Origin of the sequence: Embleya scabrispora DSM 41855 (assembly GCF_000372745.1) — a bacterium.
In the GTDB taxonomy this organism is placed as follows: domain Bacteria; phylum Actinomycetota; class Actinomycetes; order Streptomycetales; family Streptomycetaceae; genus Embleya; species Embleya scabrispora.
The window spans coordinates 66,670-92,607 of the sequence record NZ_KB889662.1; the positions used below are offsets into that span (position 1 = coordinate 66,670).

The following is a 25,938-nucleotide window of genomic DNA, read 5'->3' on the forward strand; positions in this document are numbered from 1 at the left end:
CAGGCGTTGGCCTACAATCGTTGACATGAGCACTCCGCGAAGGTCGTCGACCGAGACCAAGGCCGTGATCCTGGCCGCCGCGCGCGAACGATTCGGTGCCGACGGCTACGAGCGCGCGACGATTCGGGCGATCGCCTCGGACGCCGCGATCGATCCGGCGATGGTCATGCGCTACTTCGGCAACAAGGAGAAGCTCTTCGCCGCGGCCGCCGATGTCGACCTGCGGCTGCCCGCTCTCGATTCGGTTCCCCACTCACAACTGGGAGCGGTGCTCTCGGCCCACTTCCTGGACCGCTGGGAGGACGACGAGGCGATGATGATCCTGCTGCGCACCGGCGTCACCAACGAGGAGGCCGCGGAACGCATGCGCGCGGTCTTCGCGGAACAGCTCGCCCCACTCGTGGGCCGCGTCTGCCCGACCCCGATCGAGGCCCCCCGCCGGGCCGGCCTGGCCGCCACCCAGGTACTCGGCCTGGCCCTGTGCCGCTACGTCCTGCGCCTCCCGCCGATCGTGGCGATGACCCACGCGGAGGTCGTCGCCTGGCTCGGCCCTCAACTGCAACGCTGCCTGACCGGGGACCTCGGCGTGCCGGAGAACCCGAGCGGGTGATGGGCTGTCCTCGGGAGCGCCGGAGCGCTCGTGCCGAAGCCATCGCCAGGCCGGGGCGAACGGTCGCCCCATGAGAACGCGGGCCGGAATCGGGGGATTACCCCCAGTGGTGGCCCGGTTCGACCGGGTAGCGTCCCGAGCAGGTCCGAACCGGCCAAGCCGAGCAGCGGTGTTCCGCACGCCGCCAGCGGAGGTGACGCGTCATGCCCACGCACGCAGTCCGACCGAACCGCCCGGCCCGCCGTCCGCTGCGCGATCCGTCCCGGTACGCGTCCACCCGGTGCACGCCCGGCCGGCCGACGCGCCGCCGGGTGATGGTCGGGCCCGCCCTGGCGTTGCTGGCCGCGCTGTTCCTGTCGGCCTCCTGTACCTCCGCGACCTCCACCCCGCCTCCCGCGGCCGCGCCCACCGGCCCCGCGCCCACCGCCGAATCTCCGGGCGGCGGAAGCGATCCGAGGGCAGCCGGCGACCCGCCCCCCTCCTGCGGCGACCCGCTCGCGAGCCTGCGTCCCGGGTCGGGGCCACCGCGCGCCACCGACTATCCGAACGACGGCTCGCTCGCGCGGATCCTGCGCCAGGGATTCCTGACCATCGGAATCGACCAGAGCACCTACCCGTTCAGCTACGCCGACGTCGCCGACCACAATCGGCTCAAGGGCTTCGACATCGACCTCGTCCGGGAGATCGCCGCCGACCTGTTCGGCAGTGCGGACACGAGCCGGCTACGCTTCCGCGTTCTGCCCAACGACATCCGCGAACAGGCCGTCGCGAACGGCGACGTGGACATCGTCGCGAAGTCGGTCACCGTGAACTGCCGCCGCCGGGCGCTGGTCGACTTCAGCGCGGTCTACTACGAGTCGGGACAGCGCGTACTCGTCGTCCGCGACAGCCCGGCCGCATCCACCGACCACAACAGGGGCCTGATCGGCCTGCCCGCCGGAACCCGTGTCTGCACGGTCGGCAACACCACCGCCGCCGAGGCGGTGCGCGCGACGAAGGGCCTGGTCCCCGTCACCGGCGAGACCTGGGCGGACTGCCTCGTCCACATCCAACAGGGCCGCGCGGACGCATCCGTGGGCGACGACACCATCATGGCCGGCCTCCAGGCCCAGGACCGCTTCGTGCAATTGGTCGGCCCCAAGCTCACCCGCGAACCGTACGGCCTGGAAATCGCCAAGACCCACCCCGACCTGGTCCGCTTCGTCAATGCCTCACTGGAACGCATCCGGCGAGACGGGACGTGGCTGCGGCTGTACGAAACGTATGTGGCCCGCTACATACCGGAACCCGGACCGGTGACGGCCCCCGACGCGGTGTATCGGGACTGAGCACGGCAACGACGGCAACCCGGCCGGAGGCCGAGTCCGAGCCTTCACCCGTACGTCCACGTCCACGTCCTACATCTGTGTCGAAGGCAGGTCGTCCCCCGGCACGACCAGCCCCGACTCATAGGCCGTCACGACCAGTTGCGGTCGATCGCGTGCGCCGAGCCTGGTCATGATGCGGCTCACGTGGGTCTTGGCGGTGAGCGGACTCAGGCCGAGAAGCGTCCCGATCTCCGCGTTCGTCAACCCCCGACCGACCAGCGTGAGCACCTCACGTTCGCGCGCGGACAGGTCCGCCACCAGCACCGATTCCGGCTCACCCACCGTCCGCGCGGCCGGCATCCGCAGGACACGCGAGATCAGCCGCGCCGTCGGACCCGGCGACAGCAGCGCCTCGCCGGCCCCGATCGTGCGGATCGCGGCCAGCAGTTCCGCCGGTCGCGTGTCCTTGACCAGGAAGCCGCCGGCGCCGGCACGCAACGCGGCCACCACGTTCTCGTCGTCCTCATACGTGGTCAGTACCAGCACCCGGACTCCCGGCAATTCCGGATCGGCCGCGATCGACCGGGTGGCCTCGATCCCGTCCAGGATCGGCATGCGAATGTCCATCAGTACGACGTCCGGACGGGTGGCCCGGGTCAGTTCGAGCGCGGCCTGCCCGTCGGCGGCCTCACCGACGACCTCCATGTCGGGCGCCGAGCCCACCAACATCGCGAAGGCCGACCGCACCAGGTGTTGGTCGTCGGCGAGCAGAACCCGCAGCCTGCCGACCGTCACACGCTCCCCCACTCGTCGCACACCATCCGCAACCTCTCCCCGTCAGCGCGCACTTCACCGGCCCGTCACATCGCATGGCGCGCCCACACACCCTCACAGTGTCACCCGGCCCCCACTCGCTCGCCCATCGGCAACACCGCCTCGACCCGGAAACCGCCATCCACGCCGGGCCCGGCAACCAGCGTCCCGCCCACACTGCGCGCCCGTTCGGCCATCCCCACGATGCCGAACCCGGCCTCCTTCCCGGCGTCCCGCCCAGTGTTCTTCCCGGCCTCCTTCCCGGCGTCCGCCTGCGCCGCGGCCCCGGGGCCCCGTCCGTCGTCATCCACGGCAACATGCAAATTCGCCTCGGCGAGCGACAGTTCGATCCGGACCGAACGAGCCTGCGAGTGCTTCACCACGTTCGTCAGCGCCTCCTGCACGATCCGGTACACCGCCACCCCCACGTCGGGCGCAGGAGGCGGTCCGTCATGGCCGGTCAGGGTGACCTCGATGCCGGCGGAGCGGGCCGCGTCCGCGAGCGGCACCAGGCCATCGAGCCCGGCCAGGCCCGGCACCGCCTCGTACGACGCGGCTTCCTCGGCGTCGCGCAACACCGACAGCGTGGCGCGGAGTTCGTGCCGGGCGTCCCGACACGTCTCGGCGATCGTGTCCAACGCGCTCACCATGACCGCACGTTCCGCCGGTGGCTCCTGGGCCGCCAGGTGCGCGGCCACACCCGCCTGCACGCCGATCAGCGTAATGCTGTGCGCAAGCAGATCGTGCAGGTCGCGCGCGATCCGCAGGCGCTCCTCGGCGACCCGCCGCCGGGCCACCTCGTCCCGGCTGCGCTCGGCGCGCTCGGCTCGATCGATAATGGCGCTCACGTACGCGTGGTGGCTGTGCCACGCCTGCCCCGCGACCAGCGCCGCGAGCACCCAGCCGACCATCCCGCAGCGGTCCCGCCAGGTGGGCGCGTCCTGACCGCCGACACTCATCGCCACGAGCACCACGATCAACGCCGCGAAGCCCAGCGCGACTGCCTCCTCGCGCCGGATGTACGCCGCAAGGGTCCCCAGCGCGACCAGCGCCAACACGGCCGCGCTCTCGTGCAGATACTCCCGGTTGTGATACGGCACCGTCAGGATGAACGTCACCGACAGCACCGTGCCCGGGCTGGTCCGCCGCCAGGCCAACGGAATCGCCGCACCGAGCAGCAGCGCGGCACCGATCGGGTCCAGCGCGCGCTGCCCCGGCCACATCCACGCGGAAACAATCGCGCTCACCGCCAGGACGAGAGCGAGCAGGGCGTCCGCAAGGGATGCCCCACCCCATGTCGATCGCTTCGTCACACCGCCATCTTCCGGGACGGCGCGGACGGTTCCGCCGGCCGGGTCCCCGCCGGGTCCGGCACGGGCCGCCGGGACAACGGCCCCGGCCACCAGATCCGCCGATCAAGCGCCACGCTCGCGGCGGTGACCAGGAACGTCCGGACCAGGAACGTATCGATCAACACCCCCACCGCGACCACGAATCCGAGTTCCACCAAGGACACCAGAGGCAGCAGCATCAGCACCGAGAAGGTGGCGGCGAGCACGAACCCGGCCGACGCGATCACCCCGCCGGTTGTCTCCAACGCGGCCGGCGCGGCGATCCTGACCGAGTCCCCACGCAGCGCCATCTCCCGCACCCGGTGCATCAGGAAGATGCCGTAATCCACCCCGAGCGCGACCAGGAACACGAAGGTCAGCAACGGCGTTTGTGCGTCCACGCCCGCGTATCCGAAGCCGTGCTCGAAGATCAGCCCGCCGACTCCGAGCGAGGCGGCCCACACCAAGACGACCGCGACGACCAGGATCAGCGGCGCGACCAGACTGCGCAACAACACGATCAGCACGAGCAGTACGGCGAGGAGCACGAGCGGAACGACCACCCGGCGATCGCGGGCCGTGGTGTGCGAGGTGTCCATCTGCTGTGCGCTGGGACCGCCGACCCGCGTGTCCGGCACCGCCCGCAACCGCTCGATGGTGGCATGTTCACCGTTCGACTCCGGCCGATCCTTCGCGAAGGCCAAGATTTCCGTCCAGCCGCCTGCGGTTCGCGCCTGCCGGGCATGATCGACGCCTTCCGTCGCGGAGACCGCGGCGAGCACGGCAGCGGCCCGATCGGTACGCGCGAGCACCGATATCGGCGCACCCGACTGCTCCGGAAAGGCCGTGCTCAACATCTCCTGCGCGGCGATCGACTCGGGCTTCGCGGTGAAGCCGTCGCTCTGCCGCAACGGACCCGGCAGCGCGAACGCGGTCAACGCGCACGCCCAGAGCAGGACGACTCCCGCCACGAGCACCGCAATCGGCCGCCGGGACACGCCGGCCCCGATCCGGGCGTACGCGCCGCGGCCCCGCTTGGGCTCGCTGCCGAACGCGGGTACGAAGGGCCAGAACACCCGCCGCCCGAGCAGCACCAGCACGGCCGGCAGCAGCGTCGTCATCACCGCGAGCGCACACACCACGCCCACCGCGCCCACCGGCCCCATCCCGCGACTGCTGTTCAGATCCGCGGCGGTCAGGCACAGCAGCCCGACCACGACCGTTCCGGACGACGCCACGACGGCCGGCCCACACCCGCGCAGCGCCGCGACCATGGCATGCAACGGCCGTGCGTGAACGCGTAGTTCCTCGCGATATCGAGCCACCAACAGCAGCGCGTAGTCGGTTCCCGCACCGAACACCAGCACCGTCAGGACACCCGAACTCTGTCCGGTGACGGTGATCCCGAACGCCTTCACCAGCCCGTATACCGCCGCCGACGCGACCGCCACCGCCACACCGGCACACGCGAGCGGCACAATCCACAGGTAGGGACTGCGGTAGGTCAGCATCAACAACACCGCGACCACGAGGACGCCGGCCAGCATCAACGTACCGTCGATCGATCCGAACACCTCCTGCATGTCCGCCGTGATGCCACCGGGCCCACCCAATCGCACGGTGAGCCCGTCCGGGTGCCGATCGAGCACCTCGCGAATGTCGGGCACGATGTCGTCCGGCTCGGCACCACGCCGATCGATGGACAACGCGTAGCGCAACGTCGCGTGATCGACCGACTCCTGCGCCACCGGCGGGGGGCCGGCCACCAGCGGATGCCGCCCGGACACCTCGGCCACCTGACCGGCCGCCAGTTCCCGGTCGGCGGCGGTCAATCCGCCATCGCGGTGGTACACGAGCTGTACGTCCATCGCGTCGCCACCGGGCAATCCGGCCTGGACCTTCGCCACTCGGGTGGACTCGGCGTTCGCCGGCAGATAGTCGACGGCTTCGTTGCGCTGCACGTCACCGAGCCTGGCCGCGAACATTCCGGCCACCAGGACGACAAGTATCCAGCCACCGACCACAGCCCACGGCACCGCCCACAACCGCCCCCGCCGCGGCGCCGGCACGGCTTCTTCCTTCGAGAGTGTCTCCATGCCCCAAGGCTTCCGGCCGAGCAACCCGCAATCGTCCGGCCGACGGCCGATGTCCGGGTTACTCCGCACGACGTCCCGGGGCGAGGATTGCTCCCGCGGGAGTAACGCTTGGGAGTAGGGCTGGTGGGTTGCGTCGGGTCGGGGCCGGTGAGCCGGCGCGGGGACGTCTCGGCGCCCGGAGATCGCGTCTCCTCGCGGTGCTCGGAGAGTTGCGCGGTTCGGCGGCCTTGAGCACCGCGCTTGTGCGTGAGCCCCGTCGGCCCCGACGCGCCTCCGTAGGGCTTGCCCGCGTCGGGTAGCGGAACGGCTCTCAGCAGCCGGCCTGAAACCGCTTCCGGCCAGGACGCTTGAAGCGGTGATACGGCCGCCGAGCCTGGAACGTGATGTCCAACTCGGGCCGTCGCAACGAGTCGTCGGGGGGCAGTTCATGAGTCAGCGAGCCGACCAACGCCAAATATCCCTTGAGCACGCCGGGTTCGCGCGGACCTCGACCGGCGGCAGCCGCGAACTCCTGCGACGCGGCCGCGAAGACATCCCGGCTGCCGATCAAGAACGCGGTCCGCGCATACGTCACAGGCCGCAACCACTCCCGCGAATCGCGGTACCCGCTCTGCCTGAGCCAAGCAGCGGCATCCCGCTCTGTCCGGGCCTCGTTGGTCGCCACGGTGAGCGACGTGCCGACCGTCAACCGCCGCCTGATCCGCGGCCATGCGGTGGGCCGAATTCCGAGCGAATGATGCGCCAACACCAGGTCCACCCGACCGCCACTGGCATCGATGAACGCCTCATTGGCCAAGGGCACACCATCCCGAAGCGGGACGTGCACGACCGTGCGCCGCGAGTACGCCGCGAACGAGAACAACGCGGCCAGCCCGGACAGCCCGTCGTGATCCCCGATCACCACCCCGTACTCCCCCAGCGGATCGGCCAACGCCGTATGCCGCAACGGCGACCACGGTTGCACCACGCGATACTCCACCGTCCCGATTCGCGGCCGATACCGACGCAACCTCAACCGCATGGCCCCCCGCCCATCCCCATCCGCATCCCCTCGCCGCAACCTTTCCGAACCGACCCGGCAGCCCGACCGCAACAGCCCCCGAACAGGTCGGGCAAGGCATACCGGGACGTCCCCGATCCATCACGCGGCCCGGCTCACCGATCACCCGCCGCCGAACCATGCCGGCATGTCGAAGTGGAGCGAATCACCAGGCGTCTTCGTCCGAAGGTCCTCCTCCAACGCGCGCAGCCGTTGCACACCCGACGTCACCGCCCACCCGGCACGCACGGCGCGGGCGGGCGGCGGCCCCAGCCCTCACCGCAACGGCAGATCCACCCGGGTCACCGCGAGGGTGCGTCGCGCCAACTCCACCAGCGCGCACTGGTCTTGACCCGGCAGGCCGGTCCTGACCCGGGTCGCCGCCATCGACGGCCAACCCGCCTCCGCGCCGTGCAGGATCCCGGCGATCGAGCCCGTCATCGGCGCGGAGGTGTGGATGTCCCACCCTCCCCGCACGGTCAAGCCGATCTGCCGACACGGGTCGCCGTCACCCCACAGCAGCCCCGCCGCGACCAGGCAGGCGATACCCGGCGCGTCCCGCCGGGAACCGGTCCCGTACCGCTGGTGCACCTCGGCAGCCGCCCGCTCCCAGCTGTGACCACGGGTGTAGGCGACCAGGACGCCCTGAATCGCCCGCGACAACCGCGACTCGACCGGCACATGCCGCAACGAGACCCCGACCGCCTGCGCGGCATCCCGCGCCGTGAACGCCGCCGCCGCAAGCGCGGCGCTCCACATCGCCGCGTACAGCCCCTCCCCCACATGCGACACGACCGCGTCCTTGCGAGCCAACCGCGCCGCCCGTCGGGGATCGCCGGGTGCCACGTACCCGTACAGGTCCGCACGTGCCATCGCCTCGTCGGTCCCGCCGTGCGCGGTCTCCTCGGACGCCGTCGCCGGCGGCAGCGCACCGCTCAGCAGGGCCTGATACGCGGCCTGCTCCGCCGCGCCCTGACGCAGGAACGGCAGGGTCAGCAGCCACAACGCCCCGACCTGCGCGCTGGTGAAGCCCGGTCCGTACAACTCCAACACCCGAAGGCTCAACACCGAACGATCCATCGCATCGCTGCGATCCTCCGCGCGGGCGGCATCCGGCACCCCTGATCCGTCCGGAATGCGGGCCGCCTCGTAGGCGCCGAGACAACGGCCGATCCAGCCCCCGTGGATCCGATCCGGCAACGCCACGCCGGGCGGCGGCGGATCGATGGCACCGGCCGGCGGAAGCCCCTGATCCACAAGCCGATCGACGGCGTCGCCACGATCGTCGCGGCTCGGATCACCCCGACCCGGACCGCTCTGCCCCGGATCGTTTCGGATCAGACCATTCGCCGACAAAGCTTGTCGCCCCGGACCGCCTCGGCCCGGACCATCTCGGCCCGAATCGACCTGCCCGGCCCGCCCAGGCCACCCCCGCCCGAGGCGTTCACGCTCCAGGCGTTCTCGCTCCAAGCGCTCGCGCCGCTGACGGTCTCGGTCCAAGTGGCTCCGCCCCCACATGACTTGCCCAAGAGAATCTTCATCAAGACGCCCGCCATCAAGTCGGTCACGACCCGGACGGCCGCGATCCAGGTACGCCCTGCCCAGAAGGTCCCGCTCCAGACCATCTCGCCCGTGGCCGTCCTGCGCGCGCTCGCCTCGGGCCCGACCGGTCCGGGCGCCGGCACCGCCTATTCGATCGTCACCCGCCACGCGCTCGCGACCCGCGTCATCCGCGAGTGAATCGGCTTGCTTCGGACGGTCGGACTCCACGCCATCCGGGCGCCCATCGAACGGAGTTGAGCCATCATCGCCGGAGCCGATGTCCGCGCCGCCCGAATGCTCCTCCGCCAGACGATCGCGCCGTCCATCGCCTCGGTCCGCGACACCCGAAGCCGGAACCTCCTCGCCGGCCACATCAGCTCTTGTCAGCGAGCTTTGCGCACGACTTTCCTCGGTCGGACGTTCACCTTCGCTCGGGTGAGCCGAGCGCCCACGCACACGCCCGCCCTCATCGCCGTCGCCATCGCCCCGCCTGCGGTCCGGCCGCATTCGGCGCCCCGAATCAAAGTTGTCCGATTCCCGACCGTCCCGACCCGCCTCCGCCACGCGCGTCACCGCTCCTTCGCCGACCGACTCCGCCCCGAAACCGACCTCCGACCCACCGCCCACGCCCGACCCGAATCCGGCGCCGACCAGGCCGCCCGCGTCCGGCCCGCGCGGGCCGACCGGCCCCTCCGCCCCAGCCGGGTCATCCGACTCATCCGGCCCGCCCGGCCCGCCAACCACACCCCCGCCTTCACCCTCCGGCCGCGCCGCCGCGCCACGCTCCGCAGCCCGCGCCGCCGCGCCACCCCACCTACCGCCCCGCCGAATACGAGCCCGCTCCCGACCCCCATCACGGGCCCCATCGCGCGCCTGCCCATCCACTTCCACCTGCGCCTGCCCTTCGACGCGCCCGTCCTGCGCCTTCTGCGAATCGTGCGGCACCTGGTCCTCCCCGGCCGGGTGGGCAGGCCGGCGCCGACCGGCGGGCGGCGCTGCCCGGGACGTTGGCGGTTTCGACACCCGGAACCCGATCGCGACTCCGGGTGACGAAGGCCGCTCGTAGCGCATCATGCTCAGGCCGATCCGGGAAAGGCCAGACGCCCGAGACGGTTGATTCGACCCAAATGTGACGCCCTATCACATGCCCTGCGCAGGCTACGGAACTGCCCCGCTCCAGGCCATTGGCAAGCCTTGACGAAGTTCAGACGCAACCCGCTGAAATTCGTCACGACCCAGGGGGTTCGCCGGCGCCGCAAATCGCGTACCTTATCGGCCATGACCTCGGCTCGCGCCTATGACGGCGGCATCTACTCGCCGTATTCGGAGACCCCGATCTACGACCGGCTCGTAGCCGAACGGGGTCGACCGGAGATCGGCCCCTTCAACCTCCCCGTGCCGGACTTCGCCATGCACCCGCTCTTCGGCGAACGACCGGCGCTCCCGGCCCTTCCGGCCCTGCCGTCCTCGTACTCGTCGCCCGCCCCGGCATACGGGTCCGCGTACGGCTCGTCCGCTCCGGGCTACGGCTACAACGCTCCCGCCCCGATGCAGTCGCTGCCCGCCCCGCTGCCGGTTCCGGCGCAGTACGGCGGCGGCCAGTACAACAACGCGCCCATGTCCGGGTATGCGTCGATGGCCCCGGCCGCACCGCAGGCACCCCAACAGGCCGTACACCAGGCGCCGCAGCCCGGCGCCGGGCAGTACGCCGCGCAGTACGTTCAGCCGCCGCAGGTACCGACGCCCCGTGTGCCGAACATGGGCGAGCCGGGCCAGTTCCCGCCTCGCTACTGATCTCGCGGCAGCCGTAGGCCACCCCACGCGCCGCGCGCACGAGTCGAGTACCGAGTCGCACCACCCGCACGCCGTGCGACATCGTCCCGCACAGGACGGCGTCGTACCGATCCCCCGTCGGCTTCCCCGGGCCGGCGTGAAACAGTGAAGGCATGCACCACCTCGCCTCCTTGCACCTGTATCCGATCAAGTCCGCACGCGGTATAGACCTCTCCGAGGCCGTGGTCGAACCGTGGGGCCTTGCCGGTGACCGCCGTTGGATGCTCGTGGACGAGGCCGGCCGGTTTCTGAGCCAGCGCAAGCAGCCACTGCTGGCCACCGTGACGGTACGTCAGGAGACGAGCGGGCGACTGGTCGTGCGTGCGCCCTCGATGGACGAACTGTGGGTCGAGCCGACTGCCGAGGTACAGCTCGTCCCGGTGACCGTGTGGAACGACGAATTCGAGGCCGCTCTGGGCCCGGACGACGCGCACACGTGGTTCGGGAAGTTGTTGGGCATCGACGTCCGACTGGTACATCTCGACGACCCGACCCGACGGACTCCCGATCAGCGATACGCGGATGCGTCCGATCGAGTGAGTTTCGCGGACGGTTTTCCGCTGTTGCTGACGACGACGGGTTCACTCGAATCCTTGAACGCCGTCATGGATTCTCCGCTGCCGATGAACCGGTTTCGCCCCAACGTCGTCATCGACGAGCCCGAGGGCTGGGCCGAGGACCGCTGGCTCCGTGTCCGTATCGGCGATGTCATCTTCCGTGTCGTCAAGCCCTGTTCGCGCTGCGTGATCACCACGACCGACCAACGCACCGGCGAACGAGGCCCGGAGCCGCTCAGGGCGCTCGGAAAACACCGCCGGTTCGGCAAGAAGCTGATTTTCGGCCAGAACCTGATACCCGAACTCCCCTCGAACGGCACGGGCATCCTCCGGGTAGGCGACTCCTTCGAGGTCCTCGAAACCACCTGACGACCGACCGGCGACACCACCAACGGCGGTGGATCCCGGGGCCGTTCCGACGTACCTCCACATACGGCAGGCCGGATTCCACAGACATCCGGGCCCGTGCGACGCAGGCGAAGCCATCCGGACAATGAGTATGCGGACATTTCGCATAAGTACTGATAGCGACCAGCCGACCGGGCCGCACCCGAAAGTATTCCGAACGTCCACTTGGCGCAGGGGTCGTCACTCACGTGGGTGATATGCCCCGCGCGCCCCGACCCGGTGCCACTCGGCGCCCGGCACGCTGATGCCCCACGACCTCGGACCGTCCGGCACGTTCCTGCCGGGTGAGGGGACAGCGACATCATGGCTACCGTCACCTTCGACCGAGCCACCCGCCGGTACACCAAAGGCGACAAGCCCGCCGTCGACCAACTCTCGCTCGACATCGGCGACGGGGAATTCCTCGTCCTGGTCGGCCCGTCCGGCTCCGGCAAGAGCACCGCTCTGCGCATGCTCGCCGGTCTGGAGGACGTGAACTCCGGCACGATCCACATCGGTGACCGCGACGTCACGAACCTCGAGCCCAAAGAGCGCGACATCGCGATGGTGTTCCAGAACTACGCGCTCTATCCACACATGACGGTGGCCGAGAACATGGCCTTCGCGCTCAAGATCGCGCATCAATCGAAGGACGAGATCGCCCGCCGAGTCACCGAGGCAGCAAAGATTCTCGACCTGACCGAATACCTGGATCGCAAACCGAAGGCCCTCTCCGGCGGCCAACGTCAACGCGTCGCGATGGGTCGCGCGATCGTCCGCGAGCCCCGCGTATTCCTGATGGACGAGCCCCTGTCCAACCTCGACGCCAAGCTCCGTGTCCAGACCCGCATCCAAATCGCCGGGCTGCAAAGGCGGTTGGGTACGACGACGGTCTATGTGACACACGATCAGGTCGAGGCGATGACGATGGGCGACCGCGTCGCCGTACTCAGGGACGGCATCCTCCAGCAGGTCGCCACCCCGCGCCGGATGTACGAGCGGCCGATCAACGTATTCGTCGCCGGCTTCATCGGCTCGCCGTCGATGAACCTGATCGACACCGAACTGACCGGGGAAGGCATCCGCTTCGGTGACGTCCTGGTCCCGCTCACCCGCGAGGCGCACGCGACCAGCCGAGCGGAGAAGGCCGACCGGATCACGGTGGGCGTGCGCCCGGAGCATCTGGAGGTCGCGTCCGGCCCGGACGCACGCGGGCCGGCCATCACGGTGGACGTGGTCGAGGAACTCGGCTCCGACGCCTACGTATACGGCACAGCCCGGATCGAAGGTACGCCCACCACTCTGGTCGTCCGCGTCGCCGGTGATCGGGTCCCTCGCAAGGGCGACATCCTGCACCTCACCCCGCGCCCCGACGAGATCCACAAGTTCTCGACGTCCACCGGCGAACGCCTGGGCGACTGACGACTGCCGCGCGATGCCCCACCTGCGGCCGGCGCCACGACCGTGCGATTGACTGTGGTGCGAGAACGGAGCACAGGGGGTTCAGACACCGATGACGACAACCAACGAGACGCCTCGGGTCCCGGACGCCGCATGGCTGGAAGCCCGGTTCGGCAGCGGTTCGCTCTGGCGGCCGAACGAAGCCGACCTTCCCGAGGAACTGACCGACCGCGAGACTCGCGACTTCCTGACCACGACCGGCTTTCCGGCCGTCGCGATCGACCTCGTCGAGTTCGACTCCACGCACCTACGGGACGCCGACGAGCCGTACCTGTTCGACGCCGACGAACTGTACGGGCGCCGCTACCCCGACGACGACTCACCGCCCGAGAACTTCTGCTTCACGATAGGCATCCACTTCGACCAACAGTTGATGCTCGACACCGACCTCGGCGAGATCAACCACTACGATCCCTCCGGCTGGGACCACGGCGACGGCGACAAAGGCGTTGCCACCTCCTCGCTGCCGACACTGGCCGTACTCCTGGGCCTGGTCGTCGAACGACGTGACGCCCTCGAAACCGACAACGACGGAATCCGCCACGCGGCAATCGTCGAACTCCGCCACCACATGGCCGCAATCGAACCCGAGGTGGAGAACTCCCCCTTCTGGGACAGCGTGTTCGACCACCTTTCGGCCTGACCTCCACGGCAACCGCTGGAATACGCCGGGCGTCGGCTCCCGAAGAAAACCGCGGCCGGGAAACGGCGCGCCCCGGCCCGGCACCGGGGAGTCGTACCGAGCCGGCGTCGGGCATCCTTCCCACCGAGCTGCTGCCGACGCCGCGTCCGGGGTCGCCGGCGGCGACCCCGGACGCGGCGCCGGCCTTCCGCTCAGCTCATGGCCTCGCGCATCGCCTGCTGGAGATGGGTGGTTCGCCGGCGGGTCGGTTCGGCGGCCACCGCGGCGGCGAGGGCCGGTCCCGCCGCGTGGACGATCGAGACGTGGCGTTCGCCTCGGGTGACGAGCGTGTACATCAGGGCTCGGGTGTAGGCATCGGCGCCTTCGGACGGGAGTACGACCACCGCTCCCGGACGGCGGACGCCCAGGGATTGACGAGCCGTCAAGGCCCAGCCGTGGCGCAGCTCGGCCCCGTGGAGAGCTTCGGGGCCGGCGTCGCCGAAGGCCACCACAACTCGACCGTCCGGAAGGACGTCGCGAACAACTCCTTGCACCACACCGCCACTTGGGTCGGTCGTGGCCCGGATGACCCGGTCACCGACGTCGATCAGGCCGGTCCCGTCCTGGTCCCGCCGAGCCGAACTCCCGGCTTCGGGGCTCGATTCGGGGCTCGGATTGAGCCGTGCCTTGAGCGCGACGTTCAGCGCCGTCGCGCCGGCGGGGCCGGTGGCGAGAGGAGCGACCACGAGTACGTCCCGAGCCGCGATGCCGATCGCACGCGGAATCGAATCGGCGACCAGTTGGGCACATCGGTGGGCGGCCTCCTCCCCGGTGCGGGCCGGGATCAGTACGGCGCGGCGTTCCGGGTCCTGGATCGGCGGCAGCCGACCGTCACGGATCCCGTCGGCAAGTGCCTCCAGCGGACCCTCGGGGACGCTCGGAGCGACCAGGGCGCGGATCGTACCCGTCGCCGCGAGATCGGTGAACACCCGTCCCGGTCCGGTCGATTCGAGGCCGGCCGGGTCGCCGGCGAGGAGGAGCCTGGCACCATCCGGTACCGCCTCGAAGATTGCGGCGGCGGCGGTGACGTCCAGGAGTGTCGCGTCGGTGACCACGAGGAGGTCGAGTTCGAGAGTGCCGTCCGGGCCGCGCTCCATCGCGGCGAGTTCGCGGAGTCCGATCGTGCCCGCACCGAGCCGGTCCCGGCCGTCGATGGTCGGTGCGACGACGGCTACGCGCAGGCCGGCCTCCCGGGCGTGCCGGGCGACGGTCAGGATTGCGGCCGGGGGTTCCTCGCCGGGGCCTGCGGCGTACAGCAGGACTCCGTTGGTGCTCAGCGCACCATCGAGTTTCGTGTCGCCGGTCTCCGGCCACGGTTCGACCGTCGACAACAACCGGACGACTGCTTCGGCGATGGCCTCCTCGGCGAGGGCGTAGTCGTCGAGGGCGAGCAGGACCCCGCCGGCGGCGGCGAGTTCGTCGGGTTCCTCGAAGTCGTCCTCGAAATCCGCCTCGAAGTCGCGGTCGGATTCCTCGAATTCGTCGGAGTCGCCGATGTCCTCACCCGGTCCGGCCGGCGCGGCGGCGAAGGCCATCACCCGGCCCTCGGCGAGTATGGCCCGGAGCGCCGTGTCCGGGTCACTCACCTCGAAGTGCGCGAGCGCGGCCCGCGCGGCATCGGCCTCGATCGCGGTATCCCCCTGCCGGGCGGCCCGTCGCAGCAACCACAACACGATCCCGCGCACCCGTCGTGGGTCGTCGGCGGCCCAGCCGGCGCCGAGTGCTCCGCGGGCGAGCAGGTCGGCCTGTCGGGGTGTGATTCCGGGTACCGCGAGTAGCGCCCAGGGGTCTGCGGCCAACTGTTCCGCGGCCTCGCTTCCCAGAGCGGTGGCTACCTGAGGGGCCATGCGCTCCGGGGCGCCGGCGGCGGTCAGGAGCCGGGCGACGTCCGCGGCTACGGCGGCGAACGGTCGCCGGGCCTGGTCGGGTGGCGTGGCCGGCGCTGCCGCGGGCGCCGCGGGCACGGTCGGCGAAGCGTCCACGCCGGGCTCCGCCCAACGGCCGCCGCCGGTCCGACCGCCGGCTTGGGGCGAACTCGGCCCGGCAGCAGGGTTGTCCGAGGCGGGATCGACATGCGAGTGCGCCCGGCCCGCGGGTTGACGCCGCTCTCCATCGAGAGCACCGCTCTCGTCATCCGTAGCAGGCCCGACATCGCGAGGACGACGCACACCGTCGAGAGCACTGCTCTCGGAATCCTGATCCGGCGACGTGCCTGCGGCGAACGAGTCGGCGCGAGCACTGCTCTCGCCGGCCGTGTTCCCCGACGTTGCGTCGGCGGCGGGCGACGCATCGAGAGCACTGCTCTCGGCATCCGAACCCTGTACCGCTTCCGACGCCGCTGCCGACGCGTCATCCGCTTCCGCGACAAATGTCGGACCGGCGTCGCCCGACATTTCGAGAGCTGTGCTCTCGGCGTTCGGGTTCGTGGCCACGAACGTCGCATCCTCCGCGCCGGTGGCAGCTTCCGCGGCCGGCGCCGCGGCCTCTGCGACTTCGGCGGCTTCCGCAGCCAGAGCAGTACGTCTGCGGGCACGCTCGGCGCCGGCGGGGTGAGGGGGGTCGACGTGGGTGACGCCACCGACGACTGTCGGGGCTTCGCCGCGCGCCAATCTTGCGAGTTGGTCGCGCAGGAGGGCCACCGGATCGGGCTTCGGTCGGCTGTCGGACACGCCGGCCGAACCAGCCCGCGCGACGGAAGAGGCGGGCTCGACGGTCCTGCGTGCCGTCGCAGCCGCGGACCGGCTCTCGCCCTCGCCCCGGGGCCGGCCTGCGGATCGATCCTCGGGGCCGGCCTCGACCGGGGCCTCGGCCGAGGTTCCGGATCGGTCCTCGCGGTCGTCGGGCCCGGCTTCGACTCGGGCCTCGGGATGCGGCTCGGCCGGGGACGCCGGGGACGCGGCTCGGTCCTCGGCCGCATCCTCCGCATCGCTGTTCAAACCGTCGCCGTTCATGCCCACACCATCCGCTTCACCCGCACCGCCGGTGCCGTCTGCACCACTCGCGTCACCCACACTGTTCGCGCCACCCACACTGCCAGGACCACTCGTATCACCCACGCTGCCCCACACCACTCACGCCGTCCGCGTCGTCCACCTCACCGCGCCGCATCCCGCCGCGCCGCGCCGCGCCCGAAGCTCGCGCCTAAGCCTGGCTCCAAGTGTGGTCCGGGTAGCCCGTCATCGGTTGGGAGACGTCTTCGAGGGCGGAGCGGATCTCGGTGGGGAGGACGACGGTTTCGGCGGCCAGGGAGGCGCGGAGTTGGGTGGCGTTGCGGGCGCCGACGATCGGGGCGACCACACCGGGGCGGTCGCGGACCCAGGCGAGGGCCACCTCGATGGGCGCGGCGCCCAGGCCGTCGGCGGCGGTGGCGAGGGCGTCGACGATGCGGCGGGAGTGCTCGTCCAGGTAGGGGGCGACGAAGGGGCCCATGTGGGCGGAGGCGCCTCGGGAGTCGGAGGGCATGGCGTGACGGTACTTGCCGGTCAGCACGCCTCGGCCGAGCGGAGACCACGGGAGCAGGCCGACGCCCAGGTCGAGGGCGGCGGGCAGGACCTCGCGTTCGATGCCGCGTTGGAGTAGGGAGTACTCCATCTGGGTGCTGGCCACGACCACCCGGCCCGGAGCGGCGGATTGCCACGTGGCCGCCTTGGCCAGTTGCCAGCCGCAGAAGTTGGAGACGCCGACGTAGCGGGCCCGGCCGCTGGTCACCGCGAGGTCGAGCGCGTGCAGGGTCTCTTCCAGCGGCGTCGACGGGTCGTACGCGTGTAGTTGCCACAGGTCGACGTGGTCGGTGCCGAGGCGGGCCAGCGAGTGGTCGAGGGCCTGGAGCAGGTGTCCGCGCGAGCCGTCGAAGCGGCGTTCGCTGTACGGCACACTCGCGGCCTTGGTCGCGATGACCAGTTCCGAGCGCGGGATGTACCCGTCCAGGAGTCGGCCGATCATGTACTCGGCCTCGCCGTCGGCATACACGTCGGCGGTGTCCACGAGGTTGCCGCCGGCGTCCAGATATGCCTTCATCTGGTCGGCCGCGTCGTGCTCGTCCGTGTCTCGTCCCCACGTCATGGTGCCCAGGCCCATGCGGGAGACCCGCAGGCCGGTGCGGCCGAGATGTCGCTGCTCCATGGCACCGGAGACTAGTCGTTCCCTCCCCCGTGCCGCCGTTGGCGGGGCCGTTCGGGGGTATGCCGCCCGAGCAGGTTACCGGCGGGTAGGTCACACGATATGGTCGCCCGAGGCGACCTGCTCGGTTCGCCCGGATCGCCCGCCCACCCGGGCATCACGAACGACACCGAACAGCACGACGATCCACCCGACGAACACGGCGATGCCACCACGCGCAGCACCAGAACAGCACCGCATCACCACGCACGGCCACGCCGCACATCAGTCGAACCGCCTCGAATCGGTTCGAACCACGCCCAACAGGGGGTCCGCGAATATGCGACTCGGTATCAACCTCGGATACTTCGGTGCCGGCAACGACGCCGACAACCTGGCGGTGGCCCAGGAGGCCGACCGTCTCGGTTATGCGGTCTGCTGGGCCGCGGAGGCCTACGGATCGGACGCGGCCACGGTGCTGTCCTGGGTCGCCGCGCAGACCACGCGGATCGACGTCGGCTCGGCGATCTTCCAGATCCCGGCCCGGACGCCCACGATGACCGCGATGACCGCCGCGACGCTGGACGTGCTCTCCGGTGGTCGCTTCCGACTCGGGCTGGGCGTGTCCGGGCCGCAGGTGTCCGAGGGCTGGTACGGGGTCAAGTTCGACAAGCCGCTCGCGCGCACCCGCGAGTACGTCGAGGTGATCCGCAAGGCGATGCGCCGCGAGCGGGTCGACCACCAGGGTGCCAACTGGACGCTGCCGCTGCCCGGCGGCCCGGGCAAGCCGCTCAAGCTCACCGTGCACCCGGTGCGCGAGCACATCCCGCTGTACATCGCGGCGGTCGGCCCGAAGAACCTCGAACTGACCGGCGAGATCGCCGACGGCTGGCTCGGCGTCTTCTACGCGCCGGAGCACGCCGAGGAATCGCTCGTGCACATCCGGGCGGGCCGGGAGAAGGCCGGTCCGGCGATGACCGACTTCGACATCGTGCCCACCGTCCCGCTCGTGGTCGGCGACGACCCTCGGCAGGCGGCCGACCAGGTACGCGGCTACGCCGCGTTGTACGTGGGCGGGATGGGCAGCCGGGACCAGAACTTCTACAACCGGCTCGCGGTCCGAATGGGCTACGAGGCCGAAGCCAAGGAGATCCAGGACAAGTTCCTGGCCAAGGACTACGCGGGCGCCGGCGCGGCCGTCCCGTACGACTTCATCGACAAGACCAGTCTGCTCGGCGGCAAGGAGCGGATCGCCGAACGCATGCAGGCGTACGCGGACACGGGTGTGACAACGCTGACGATCGCGCCGAACGGCACCACCCTGGACGAACGGGTCGCCGCGCTCCGGATCGCCGCCGAAGCCCTGGAACTGTCCGGTACGGGTTCCTGACAGATCCGGCGGCCTGGCCCGGCCCGCCGGGCCGGCCGTCGCGGCCGAGCCGAAGCCGTCGAACGGCGGCGGGTCCACGCTTCGGGCCCGCCGGCCGACACACCGCCCGGTCAGCGCGGCCCCGGCACCCGGGCCGCGATCACCTCGGCGAAATCGAGGAGGCGGCGGATCTGCCCCGGTCCGCCGTCCTCCAGAGACTTGCTGAACCGGTACGCCTCCTGCCGGAAGCGGCCGGTGGACGCACCGTCCTCACCGCGCACGGTGGCCACCTCCTGGAGGGTCGGCGTGGCCAGGAACACGAACGCGCCGCGCAGTTGGCGTCGTCCGTCGGGGTCGGTGCCGACCAGCGTCCGTATCCCGACGTGCGACACCGAACCCAGCGGAATCACCTGCACGGAGGAATCCAACACGGTGCCGCCGGGGGCGGACGGGTCGGTCATGTCCTCGCTGTGCCACAGCACGAGCCGCCGGTCGTCGCAGACCGCGGCCTCCTGCCACACCGAGGTGCCGTTCGCGTTGATGTCCACGACCCGTTCGAGGGTGAATCCGCGCACCGGGCGCCGGCCGAGCACCGAGCCCAACGCCTCCAGCGCCACGTCCGGATGCAGCAGGTAGGACCGAACCGCGTCCTCCAGCTGGGTGTGCGAGGACCAGTCGGCCCCGGCGGCTCCGGCCCCCGGAACCTGGGCCGGGCGCGTACCCGATGTGCGCTGCCTGCCCGACTTGCCGAACATCCCCACCTGCTTCCGCCGCGTCTGTACAAGCAGAAGCCTACGAGAGTCCGGCGTGGGCGGCGCCAGGGTCCACCGCTTGATCGATCACGGAACGAAATCAGGCCGCGGCGGGGGAGTCCAGTGCGTCCCCGCCACGGCCGGTATGCGGTTCAACGACCGTGCGCGGCAAAGGACACGAAGAGAAACAGCGGAAAGCGACAAAGGCCACGTCCCGCCCCGGCGCTACAACCATCCGCTCCTGCGGAACATGCGATGCAGCACGATGCACGAGCACACCATCAGGGCGACCGCTCCCGGATAGCCCCATACCGTTTTGAGTTCGGGCATGTGGTCGAAATTCATCCCGTACACGCCGGCGATCATCGTCGGCACCGCGAAGATCGCCGCCCACGCCGAAATCTTGCGCATGTCCTCGTTCTGCCGGACGCCCACCTGCGCCAGGTGCGCGCCGAGTACGTCGGACAACAGGCGATCGAAGGACTCGATCTGTTCGGTGACCCTGGTCACATGGTCGGCCACGTCGCGGAAGAAGGGCCGGGTCTCCGCAGGTACGAAGGCGACGTCCGCCGTGGCCAGCTTGCGTATCGGCTCGATCAGCGGCAGCGCGGCGCGGCGGCACTCCAGGACCTCACGCTTGAGCAGGTAGATGCGCTCGGCGTCGTTCTCGCGGCTGGGCGAGAAGACCCGCGCCTCCAATTCCTCGAGGTCGGTCTCCAACTCGCCCGCGATCGCGAGGTAGGCGTCCACGACGGCGTCGGCCACCGCGTACATCACCGCGCCCGGGCCGTGCTTGAGCAATTCGGGCTGCTTCTCCACCCGACGCCGAACCGATTTCAGCTCCGCGCCCGGCCCGTGACGGACCGTCACCACGAACGAGTCGCCGACGAACATCATCAGCTCGCCGGTCTCCACGGAGGAGGTCTCGTCGTAGTAGTGCAGCGTCTTGAGCACGAGAAAGATGGAATCGTCGTACGTCTCCAGCTTGGGTCGCTGATGCGCGTGCAGCGCGTCCTCGACGGCGAGCGGGTGCAGCCCGAACTCGCTGGTGACCAGATCGAACTCGCTCGGCGTCGGCTCGTGCAGCCCGATCCACAGGAACGAGTCGCCGACCCGCCGGGCCTGGTCCAACGCATCCGAGAAGTCGGCGGGGCCCTGGGTCCGGCGGCCGTTGGCATAAATGGCGCAGTCGACGATCACCGGGCCATTTTGCCGGCTGCCCGACGGCGAGGCTGCCGGGCTCGAAAGGCGTACACCGGTGGGCCCGCTCCGAGGACGCTCTCGGAGGACGCTCGGAGGCATCCGCCCCGGGCGGCGGCACGCACCGACCGGGGGCGCGAGCGCGGCGCGCCGAGCCCGCCCCGTCCCGGGGTGCCACTTCCGACCGGCTCCGGTCCGTCCCGGGCCGGCGCATAGGCTTACGTCCATGACGACGGTGCTCTTTGTTCGGCACGGGCGGACCACGGCCAACTCCACGGGGGTGCTCGCCGGTTGGACGCCGGGGGTGTTCCTGGACGAGCGCGGCGAGGAACAGGCCGCGGCGCTCGGCAAGCGCATCGCCGAGGTTCCGCTCGCGGCCGTGGTGACCAGTCCGCTGGAGCGGTGCCGGCAGACCTCGGAGGCGGTGTTGGCGGCCCGGCTCGGCACCAAGTTCGCGCTGGACGCCGACGCGCAGGTGGACGAGCGGGTCGGCGAGTGTCGGTACGGCGACTGGACCGGGCAGAAGCTCGGGAAGCTCGCCGAGGATCCGCTGTGGAAGACCGTGCAGGTCCACCCGAGCGCGGTCACCTTCCCCGGTCCCGGCGGCGAGGCGCTGCGCACCACCCAGGCCCGGGCCGTGGACGCGGTGCGCGAATGGAACGCGCGGATCGCCGCCGAGCACGGCCCGGACGCGATGTATCTGGTCTGCTCGCACGGCGACGTGATCAAGGCTCTGGTCGCGGACGCGCTCGGGATGCACCTGGACCTGTTCCAGCGGATCCAGGTCGACCCGTGTTCGCTCACGGTGATCACGTACGGCGGGCAGCGGCCGAGCGTCGGCCGACTCAACGACACCGGCGGTTCGGTGGCCGGCCTGTTGCCGGCGCCCGACGGGCGGCACGCGTCCGGGTCCGGTGACGCGGTGGTGGGCGGCGGGGCCGGCGCGCCGTAGGGTGCCGGGGAGGGCGTACTCCCCCCGTGCGCCCTCGCCGACCCCGACCGGCGGGAACACCCGGACAAGATCGAACCCGGCAGGAATGGGCAGGATCACCCGGGAATACCGCCCCGGAGCCGGCGGATATAACCGTGCAGGATTCACGTCGGGCCCACGCAGGGCCCACACCGGGCCCGACCCGGTGCACATCCGCCGCACCGAAGCGCCCAACCATCCACCCGCCCACCCGACCACCCACCGGCCGAGCAGCGCTCGACCCGCCGACGGATCGCCACCGGCACAGCCACCGGCGCCACCCCGGCACCACCACCCACCCCGTCCCGCTCTCGACAGAAACACGGAGCAGCTCGTGCCCCGCCAGGTCTTCCTGTACGACCCCCCGGAGCGGTTCGTCGCCGGCACCGTAGGTGAGCCCGGCCAGCGAACCTTCTTCCTCCAGGCCTCCGCCGCCGGCCGCGTCACCAGCGTCGCCCTGGAGAAGACCCAGGTGTCCGTCCTGGCCGAACGCGTCGACGAACTGCTCGACGAGTTGGTTCGTCGTACCGGTGGCGAGACCGCCGTGCCGGCCGTGACCCCCGCCGAACTCGAGGACTCCGGACCGCTGCTGCCGCCGATCCTGGAGGAGTTCCGGGTCGGCACGATGGCGCTCGCGTGGGACGCCGACGACGAGCGGCTCGTGGTCGAGGCGCAGGCCCAGGTGCCCGACGACGACTCTCCCGAGGACACCCTGCTCGGCGATGACGACGACGAGGACGGCCCGCCGCTGCTTCGCGTCCGGCTCACCGGCGGTCAGGCCCGGGCGTTCGCCAAGCGTGCGCTGCTCGTGGTCGCGGCGGGCCGGCCCGCCTGCCCGTTCTGTGGGCTGCCGATGGACCCGGAGGGCCACATCTGCCCGCGCGCCAACGGGTACCGGCGTTGACCGACACGGTTCTCGACGCCGCGGCCGTCCCGGAGCTGTTGCGCCGCGGCGAGTTGGCGGTGCGGGCGCGTCTGGAGGATGCCTCCAACGCGACGCTGTACTGCGTGGCGACGCTGGACGGAGTGTCACTGCCGTGCGTGTGGAAGCCGGTCGCGGGCGAGCGGCCGCTGTGGGACTTCCCGGACGGGACGCTGGCGGGGCGCGAGGTGGCCGCCTACGAGGTGTCCGAGGCGCTCGGCTGGAACATCGTGCCGACGACCGTGTTCCGTGAGGGGCCGTACGGCGCGGGCATGTGCCAACTGTGGATCGACCACACGCCGGCCGACGACGAACCGGAGCCGGTGGCGATCCTGCCCGCGGTGGACCCGGGCCCGGCCTGGAAGCCGATCGCGCACGTGGTCGTCCCGGACGAGCAGGGCACGGAGCAGCCCGCCCTGCTCGTGCACGCCGCCGCCGACGCGCTGCACCGGATCGCGGTGTTCGACGCGGTGATCAACAACGCCGACCGCAAGGGCGGCCACCTGCTGCCCGGTCCCGACGGCCACGTGTACGGGATCGACCACGGCGTCTGCTTCCATGTCGAGGACAAGCTGCGCACGCTGCTGTGGGGCTGGGCCGGCGAGCCGCTGCCGGACGCCGCGCGCGCGGCGCTCACGTCGCTGGCGACCGACCTGGCGGGGCCGCTCGGCGTGCGGCTGGGCGAGCTGATTACACCGGACGAGGTGGCCGCGACCCGCGAACGGGTGAGAGTTCTGCTCACCGAGGACCGGCTCCCCAAGCCGGACGGCCGCCGACACGTGATCCCCTGGCCGCCGATCTGAGCACGGGCGAGGGTGAAGCCGGCTACGCACCCGGTCCGGCGGGGCCCGGACTCGCGCGCGGCGGGTCGGGGCCGGCCACGGGCTCGGCCCGCGCGGCAGTACGGATCGTCACCCGCTCGTCCCCGCGGCCGGGACGCACCCCACGCCCCGTCCCGGTGGTAGGACCGATCGCCGGCGCCGCGGCCGCGCGCCGTTCGGCAAAGACGCGGAAATAAGTCCGCCAACCCTGGAAGATCTTCCGCCCCCGCGGACGTTAGTCTCATACGTATGTATGCCTGGCCTGCACCCGAGCTCCCCGTTCTCCCTGGTCAGGGTGCGTCCCTGCGCCTGCACGACAGCTCTGTGCGCGATCTTGTGACGATCACCCCGGGACCGGTCGCGCGGTTGTACGTGTGCGGCATCACTCCGTACGACGCGACCCACATGGGGCATGCCGCCACATATGTCGCGTTCGATCTGCTTCAGCGGGTCTGGCGGGACGCCGGCCACGCCGTGGACTACGTGCAGAACGTCACCGACGTCGACGACCCGCTCCTGGAGCGGGCCGAGCGCGACGGCGTGGACTGGGTCGAGCTGGCGCAGCGCGAGACCGCGCTGTTCCGTGAGGACATGGCCTCGCTGCGGGTGCTCCCGCCGACCAACTACATCGGCGTGGTCGAGGCGATCCCGCTGATCGTGCCGCTGATCGAGGACCTGCTCGCCAAGGACGCCGCCTACTCGGTGGACGGCGACATCTATTTCTCGATCGCGTCGGACGAGAGCTTCGGCGGCGTCTCCGGCTACACCGCCGCCCGGATGCTGGAGATCTTCGGCGAGCGCGGCGGCGACCCGGAGCGGGCGGGCAAGAAGGACCCGCTCGACCCACTGCTGTGGCGCGCGGCGCGGCCCGGCGAGCCGTCCTGGGACGCGTCCTTCGGCGCGGGCCGCCCCGGCTGGCACATCGAGTGTGTGGCGATCGCGCTCAAGTACCTGGGCATGGGCTTCGACGTGCAGGGCGGCGGCAGCGACCTGGTCTTCCCGCACCACGAGATGGGCGCGTCGCACGCGCACGTGGTCACCGGCGAGGTGCCGTACGCGAAGGCATACGCGCACGCCGGCATGGTCGCGCTGGACGGCGAGAAGATGTCCAAGTCGCGGGGCAACCTGGTGTTCGTGTCCAAGCTGCGCCGCGAAGGCGTGGACCCGATGGCGATTCGCCTGGTGTTGCTGGCCCACCACTACCGCAGCGACTGGGAGTGGACCGACGAGGTCCTGGCGGACGCCCAGACGCGGCTCGCCACCTGGCGCGCGGCGGTCGGGCGCCCGGACGGGCCGGACACCACCGAATTGCTCGCCACGATCCGCGAACGCATGTCCGACGACCTGGACGCGCCCGGCGCACTGGCCGCGATGGACGCGTGGGCGGCCCGGCAACTCGCCGACGGCGGCGACGACATGTCCGCCCCGGGCGTGGCCTCACGCGCCCTGGACGCGATCCTCGGCGTGGCCCTCTGAACCGAGGGTCGCCGCAACTCGTCGCGAACGAAGGCCCCGACCGGGATTGCCCGGTCGGGGCCTTCGTTCGCGACGAGCCGATGCGAAACCGACTCCTTCGCGGCGGCGGATATGCGATCACCGCTCCACCCGGCCACACCCCCGCGACGGCCGACCGGAGCGGTTCCCCGTCCGCGCCCCCAGCAGATCACGTGCGCCACTCCCGGCACTTCAGGGGAAGCCCTCATCTTCCGAGGGGTCCGCGAGGGAGTTTCGAGTCGGCCGCCGTCCCGCGCCCGCGACTGCGCCCGCGATCGGGCAGCTCCCGCCCCCGGTCACGCCTCCATCAGCAGATACTGCCGCACGTCCGGATACCCGGACCGAAAGCCCGCCTCGGACCAGGACAGGTACAGGTTCCACATCCGGCGGAACACGTGGTCGAAGCCCAACGCCTCCCGACGGATCGGCCCGGTGTGTCGGCGAAGTGGTCACCCGCATCGAACCGGGCCGACGAGAGGGTGGCGGGTATGCCCGAGCGAGACCGGACCGTGAACGTCACCGGCAGTACGACGTGTTGCGAGAACAGGGCGAGAAGTCGCGATCACGGAGGGATCGACCGAGGGTGATGTCCGAGTCCCCGGACCGCAGTTCGGGTGGGGCGGTCGGACCGGCGAGGCCCGGTCCGATCACGGC

Annotated in this window: 21 protein-coding genes and 1 pseudogene; 12 read left to right on the forward strand and 10 right to left on the reverse strand. The window is 70.9% G+C overall.

From position 1 onward, the window contains the following. Positions 1 to 25 precede the first annotated feature (25 nt). Positions 26 to 610: a TetR/AcrR family transcriptional regulator gene (locus A3IC_RS0116710; RefSeq protein WP_020551193.1), complete on the forward strand. Its 585-nt coding sequence runs from the start codon at positions 26 to 28 to the stop codon at positions 608 to 610. 203 nt (positions 611 to 813) lie between these two features. Continuing rightward, complete coding sequence (locus tag A3IC_RS0116715) at positions 814 to 1,938, forward strand: glutamate ABC transporter substrate-binding protein (protein WP_079026483.1); 1,125 nt, start codon at positions 814 to 816, stop codon at positions 1,936 to 1,938. 69 nt (positions 1,939 to 2,007) lie between these two features. Here the strand turns inward: A3IC_RS0116715 and A3IC_RS0116720 are convergent, their stop codons facing one another. The 5 genes from A3IC_RS0116720 to A3IC_RS67455 form a co-directional block, all read right to left on the reverse strand. Next, positions 2,008 to 2,724, reverse strand: a complete 717-nt coding sequence (locus tag A3IC_RS0116720) for a response regulator transcription factor (RefSeq protein WP_281174489.1) — start codon at positions 2,722 to 2,724, stop codon at positions 2,008 to 2,010. Positions 2,725 to 2,813: 89 nt separating this feature from the next. After that, positions 2,814 to 4,043, reverse strand: a complete 1,230-nt coding sequence (locus A3IC_RS54880; protein ID WP_063744843.1) for a sensor histidine kinase — start codon at positions 4,041 to 4,043, stop codon at positions 2,814 to 2,816. Then, positions 4,040 to 6,157: an MMPL family transporter gene (locus A3IC_RS0116730; protein ID WP_020551197.1), complete on the reverse strand. Its 2,118-nt coding sequence runs from the start codon at positions 6,155 to 6,157 to the stop codon at positions 4,040 to 4,042. Before A3IC_RS0116730 ends, A3IC_RS54880 begins: the two co-directional genes overlap by 4 nt. A 310-nt stretch (positions 6,158 to 6,467) precedes the next feature. Further along, the gene (locus A3IC_RS0116735) at positions 6,468 to 7,178 is read right to left on the reverse strand and encodes a hypothetical protein (RefSeq protein ID WP_026218355.1); all 711 of its coding nucleotides are present in this window, start codon (positions 7,176 to 7,178) and stop codon (positions 6,468 to 6,470) included. Between the two features lie 294 nt (positions 7,179 to 7,472). Next, entirely contained in the window at positions 7,473 to 8,453 is a 981-nt protein-coding gene (locus A3IC_RS67455; RefSeq protein WP_158695974.1) for an ADP-ribosylglycohydrolase family protein, read from the reverse strand. Positions 8,454 to 8,555: 102 nt separating this feature from the next. On the opposite strand from A3IC_RS67455, the gene A3IC_RS67460 reads away from it, so the two are divergent. From A3IC_RS67460 to A3IC_RS0116770, 5 genes are all read left to right on the forward strand, one after another. After that, complete coding sequence (locus tag A3IC_RS67460; RefSeq protein WP_158695975.1) at positions 8,556 to 8,936, forward strand: hypothetical protein; 381 nt, start codon at positions 8,556 to 8,558, stop codon at positions 8,934 to 8,936. Between the two features lie 1,080 nt (positions 8,937 to 10,016). Continuing rightward, positions 10,017 to 10,532, forward strand: a complete 516-nt coding sequence (locus A3IC_RS54890) for a DUF6643 family protein (RefSeq protein WP_020551202.1) — start codon at positions 10,017 to 10,019, stop codon at positions 10,530 to 10,532. Positions 10,533 to 10,684: 152 nt separating this feature from the next. After that, on the forward strand, positions 10,685 to 11,497 hold the full coding sequence (locus tag A3IC_RS0116760; RefSeq protein WP_020551203.1) for an MOSC domain-containing protein: 813 nt from the start codon (positions 10,685 to 10,687) through the stop codon (positions 11,495 to 11,497). A 342-nt stretch (positions 11,498 to 11,839) separates the two neighbouring features. Beyond that, complete coding sequence (locus tag A3IC_RS0116765) at positions 11,840 to 12,937, forward strand: ABC transporter ATP-binding protein (protein WP_020551204.1); 1,098 nt, start codon at positions 11,840 to 11,842, stop codon at positions 12,935 to 12,937. Positions 12,938 to 13,028: 91 nt separating this feature from the next. Then, entirely contained in the window at positions 13,029 to 13,619 is a 591-nt protein-coding gene (locus A3IC_RS0116770; RefSeq protein WP_020551205.1) for an SUKH-4 family immunity protein, read from the forward strand. Between the two features lie 191 nt (positions 13,620 to 13,810). Here A3IC_RS0116770 and A3IC_RS54895 read toward each other — a convergent pair whose 3' ends face one another. Continuing rightward, positions 13,811 to 15,640, reverse strand: a complete 1,830-nt coding sequence (locus A3IC_RS54895) for a helix-hairpin-helix domain-containing protein (protein WP_020551206.1) — start codon at positions 15,638 to 15,640, stop codon at positions 13,811 to 13,813. Between the two features lie 1,159 nt (positions 15,641 to 16,799). After that, the gene (locus A3IC_RS0116780) at positions 16,800 to 17,780 is read right to left on the reverse strand and encodes an aldo/keto reductase (protein ID WP_020551207.1); all 981 of its coding nucleotides are present in this window, start codon (positions 17,778 to 17,780) and stop codon (positions 16,800 to 16,802) included. Between the two features lie 316 nt (positions 17,781 to 18,096). Here A3IC_RS0116780 and A3IC_RS0116785 point away from each other — a divergent pair, with 316 nt between their 5' ends. Continuing rightward, complete coding sequence (locus A3IC_RS0116785) at positions 18,097 to 19,146, forward strand: LLM class F420-dependent oxidoreductase (protein ID WP_020551209.1); 1,050 nt, start codon at positions 18,097 to 18,099, stop codon at positions 19,144 to 19,146. A gap of 110 nt (positions 19,147 to 19,256) precedes the next feature. Here A3IC_RS0116785 and A3IC_RS0116790 read toward each other — a convergent pair whose 3' ends face one another. Then, positions 19,257 to 19,880 carry a hypothetical protein gene (locus A3IC_RS0116790; protein WP_040876742.1) on the reverse strand — a complete coding sequence of 208 codons (624 nt, stop codon included), beginning with the start codon at positions 19,878 to 19,880 and terminating at the stop codon, positions 19,257 to 19,259. A gap of 222 nt (positions 19,881 to 20,102) precedes the next feature. Continuing rightward, positions 20,103 to 21,077: a magnesium/cobalt transporter CorA gene (gene corA, locus A3IC_RS0116795; protein WP_020551211.1), complete on the reverse strand. Its 975-nt coding sequence runs from the start codon at positions 21,075 to 21,077 to the stop codon at positions 20,103 to 20,105. Positions 21,078 to 21,303: 226 nt separating this feature from the next. Here corA and A3IC_RS0116800 point away from each other — a divergent pair, with 226 nt between their 5' ends. From A3IC_RS0116800 to mshC, 4 genes are all read left to right on the forward strand, one after another. Further along, entirely contained in the window at positions 21,304 to 22,029 is a 726-nt protein-coding gene (locus tag A3IC_RS0116800; protein WP_026218356.1) for a histidine phosphatase family protein, read from the forward strand. Between the two features lie 352 nt (positions 22,030 to 22,381). Continuing rightward, a complete protein-coding gene (locus tag A3IC_RS0116805) occupies positions 22,382 to 22,951 on the forward strand; it encodes a DUF3090 domain-containing protein (RefSeq protein ID WP_020551213.1) in 570 nt (189 codons plus the stop codon). Continuing rightward, on the forward strand, positions 22,921 to 23,772 hold the full coding sequence (locus tag A3IC_RS0116810) for an SCO1664 family protein (protein WP_079026487.1): 852 nt from the start codon (positions 22,921 to 22,923) through the stop codon (positions 23,770 to 23,772). Before A3IC_RS0116805 ends, A3IC_RS0116810 begins: the two co-directional genes overlap by 31 nt. A 267-nt stretch (positions 23,773 to 24,039) precedes the next feature. After that, positions 24,040 to 25,266: a cysteine--1-D-myo-inosityl 2-amino-2-deoxy-alpha-D-glucopyranoside ligase gene (gene mshC / locus A3IC_RS0116815; protein WP_026218357.1), complete on the forward strand. Its 1,227-nt coding sequence runs from the start codon at positions 24,040 to 24,042 to the stop codon at positions 25,264 to 25,266. A 314-nt stretch (positions 25,267 to 25,580) separates the two neighbouring features. Here the strand turns inward: mshC and A3IC_RS70115 are convergent. Beyond that, positions 25,581 to 25,700: pseudogene (locus tag A3IC_RS70115) on the reverse strand (class I SAM-dependent methyltransferase); the annotation flags it as partial. Positions 25,701 to 25,938: the final 238 nt, after the last annotated feature.

Bases quoted from the DNA above. Each gene is read 5' to 3' on its own strand.
- A3IC_RS0116710 (WP_020551193.1), top strand. From the start codon at position 26: ATGAGCACTCCGCGAAGGTCGTCGACCGAGACCAAGGCCGTGATCCTG.
- A3IC_RS0116715 (WP_079026483.1), top strand. From the start codon at position 814: ATGCCCACGCACGCAGTCCGACCGAACCGCCCGGCCCGCCGTCCGCTG.
- A3IC_RS0116730 (WP_020551197.1), bottom strand. From the start codon at position 6,157: ATGGAGACACTCTCGAAGGAAGAAGCCGTGCCGGCGCCGCGGCGGGGG.
- A3IC_RS0116735 (WP_026218355.1), bottom strand. From the start codon at position 7,178: ATGCGGTTGAGGTTGCGTCGGTATCGGCCGCGAATCGGGACGGTGGAG.
- A3IC_RS54890 (WP_020551202.1), top strand. From the start codon at position 10,017: ATGACCTCGGCTCGCGCCTATGACGGCGGCATCTACTCGCCGTATTCG.
- A3IC_RS0116760 (WP_020551203.1), top strand. From the start codon at position 10,685: ATGCACCACCTCGCCTCCTTGCACCTGTATCCGATCAAGTCCGCACGC.
- A3IC_RS0116765 (WP_020551204.1), top strand. From the start codon at position 11,840: ATGGCTACCGTCACCTTCGACCGAGCCACCCGCCGGTACACCAAAGGC.
- A3IC_RS0116770 (WP_020551205.1), top strand. From the start codon at position 13,029: ATGACGACAACCAACGAGACGCCTCGGGTCCCGGACGCCGCATGGCTG.
- A3IC_RS0116780 (WP_020551207.1), bottom strand. From the start codon at position 17,780: ATGGAGCAGCGACATCTCGGCCGCACCGGCCTGCGGGTCTCCCGCATG.
- A3IC_RS0116785 (WP_020551209.1), top strand. From the start codon at position 18,097: ATGCGACTCGGTATCAACCTCGGATACTTCGGTGCCGGCAACGACGCC.
- A3IC_RS0116790 (WP_040876742.1), bottom strand. From the start codon at position 19,880: ATGTTCGGCAAGTCGGGCAGGCAGCGCACATCGGGTACGCGCCCGGCC.
- A3IC_RS0116800 (WP_026218356.1), top strand. From the start codon at position 21,304: ATGACGACGGTGCTCTTTGTTCGGCACGGGCGGACCACGGCCAACTCC.
- mshC (WP_026218357.1), top strand. From the start codon at position 24,040: ATGTATGCCTGGCCTGCACCCGAGCTCCCCGTTCTCCCTGGTCAGGGT.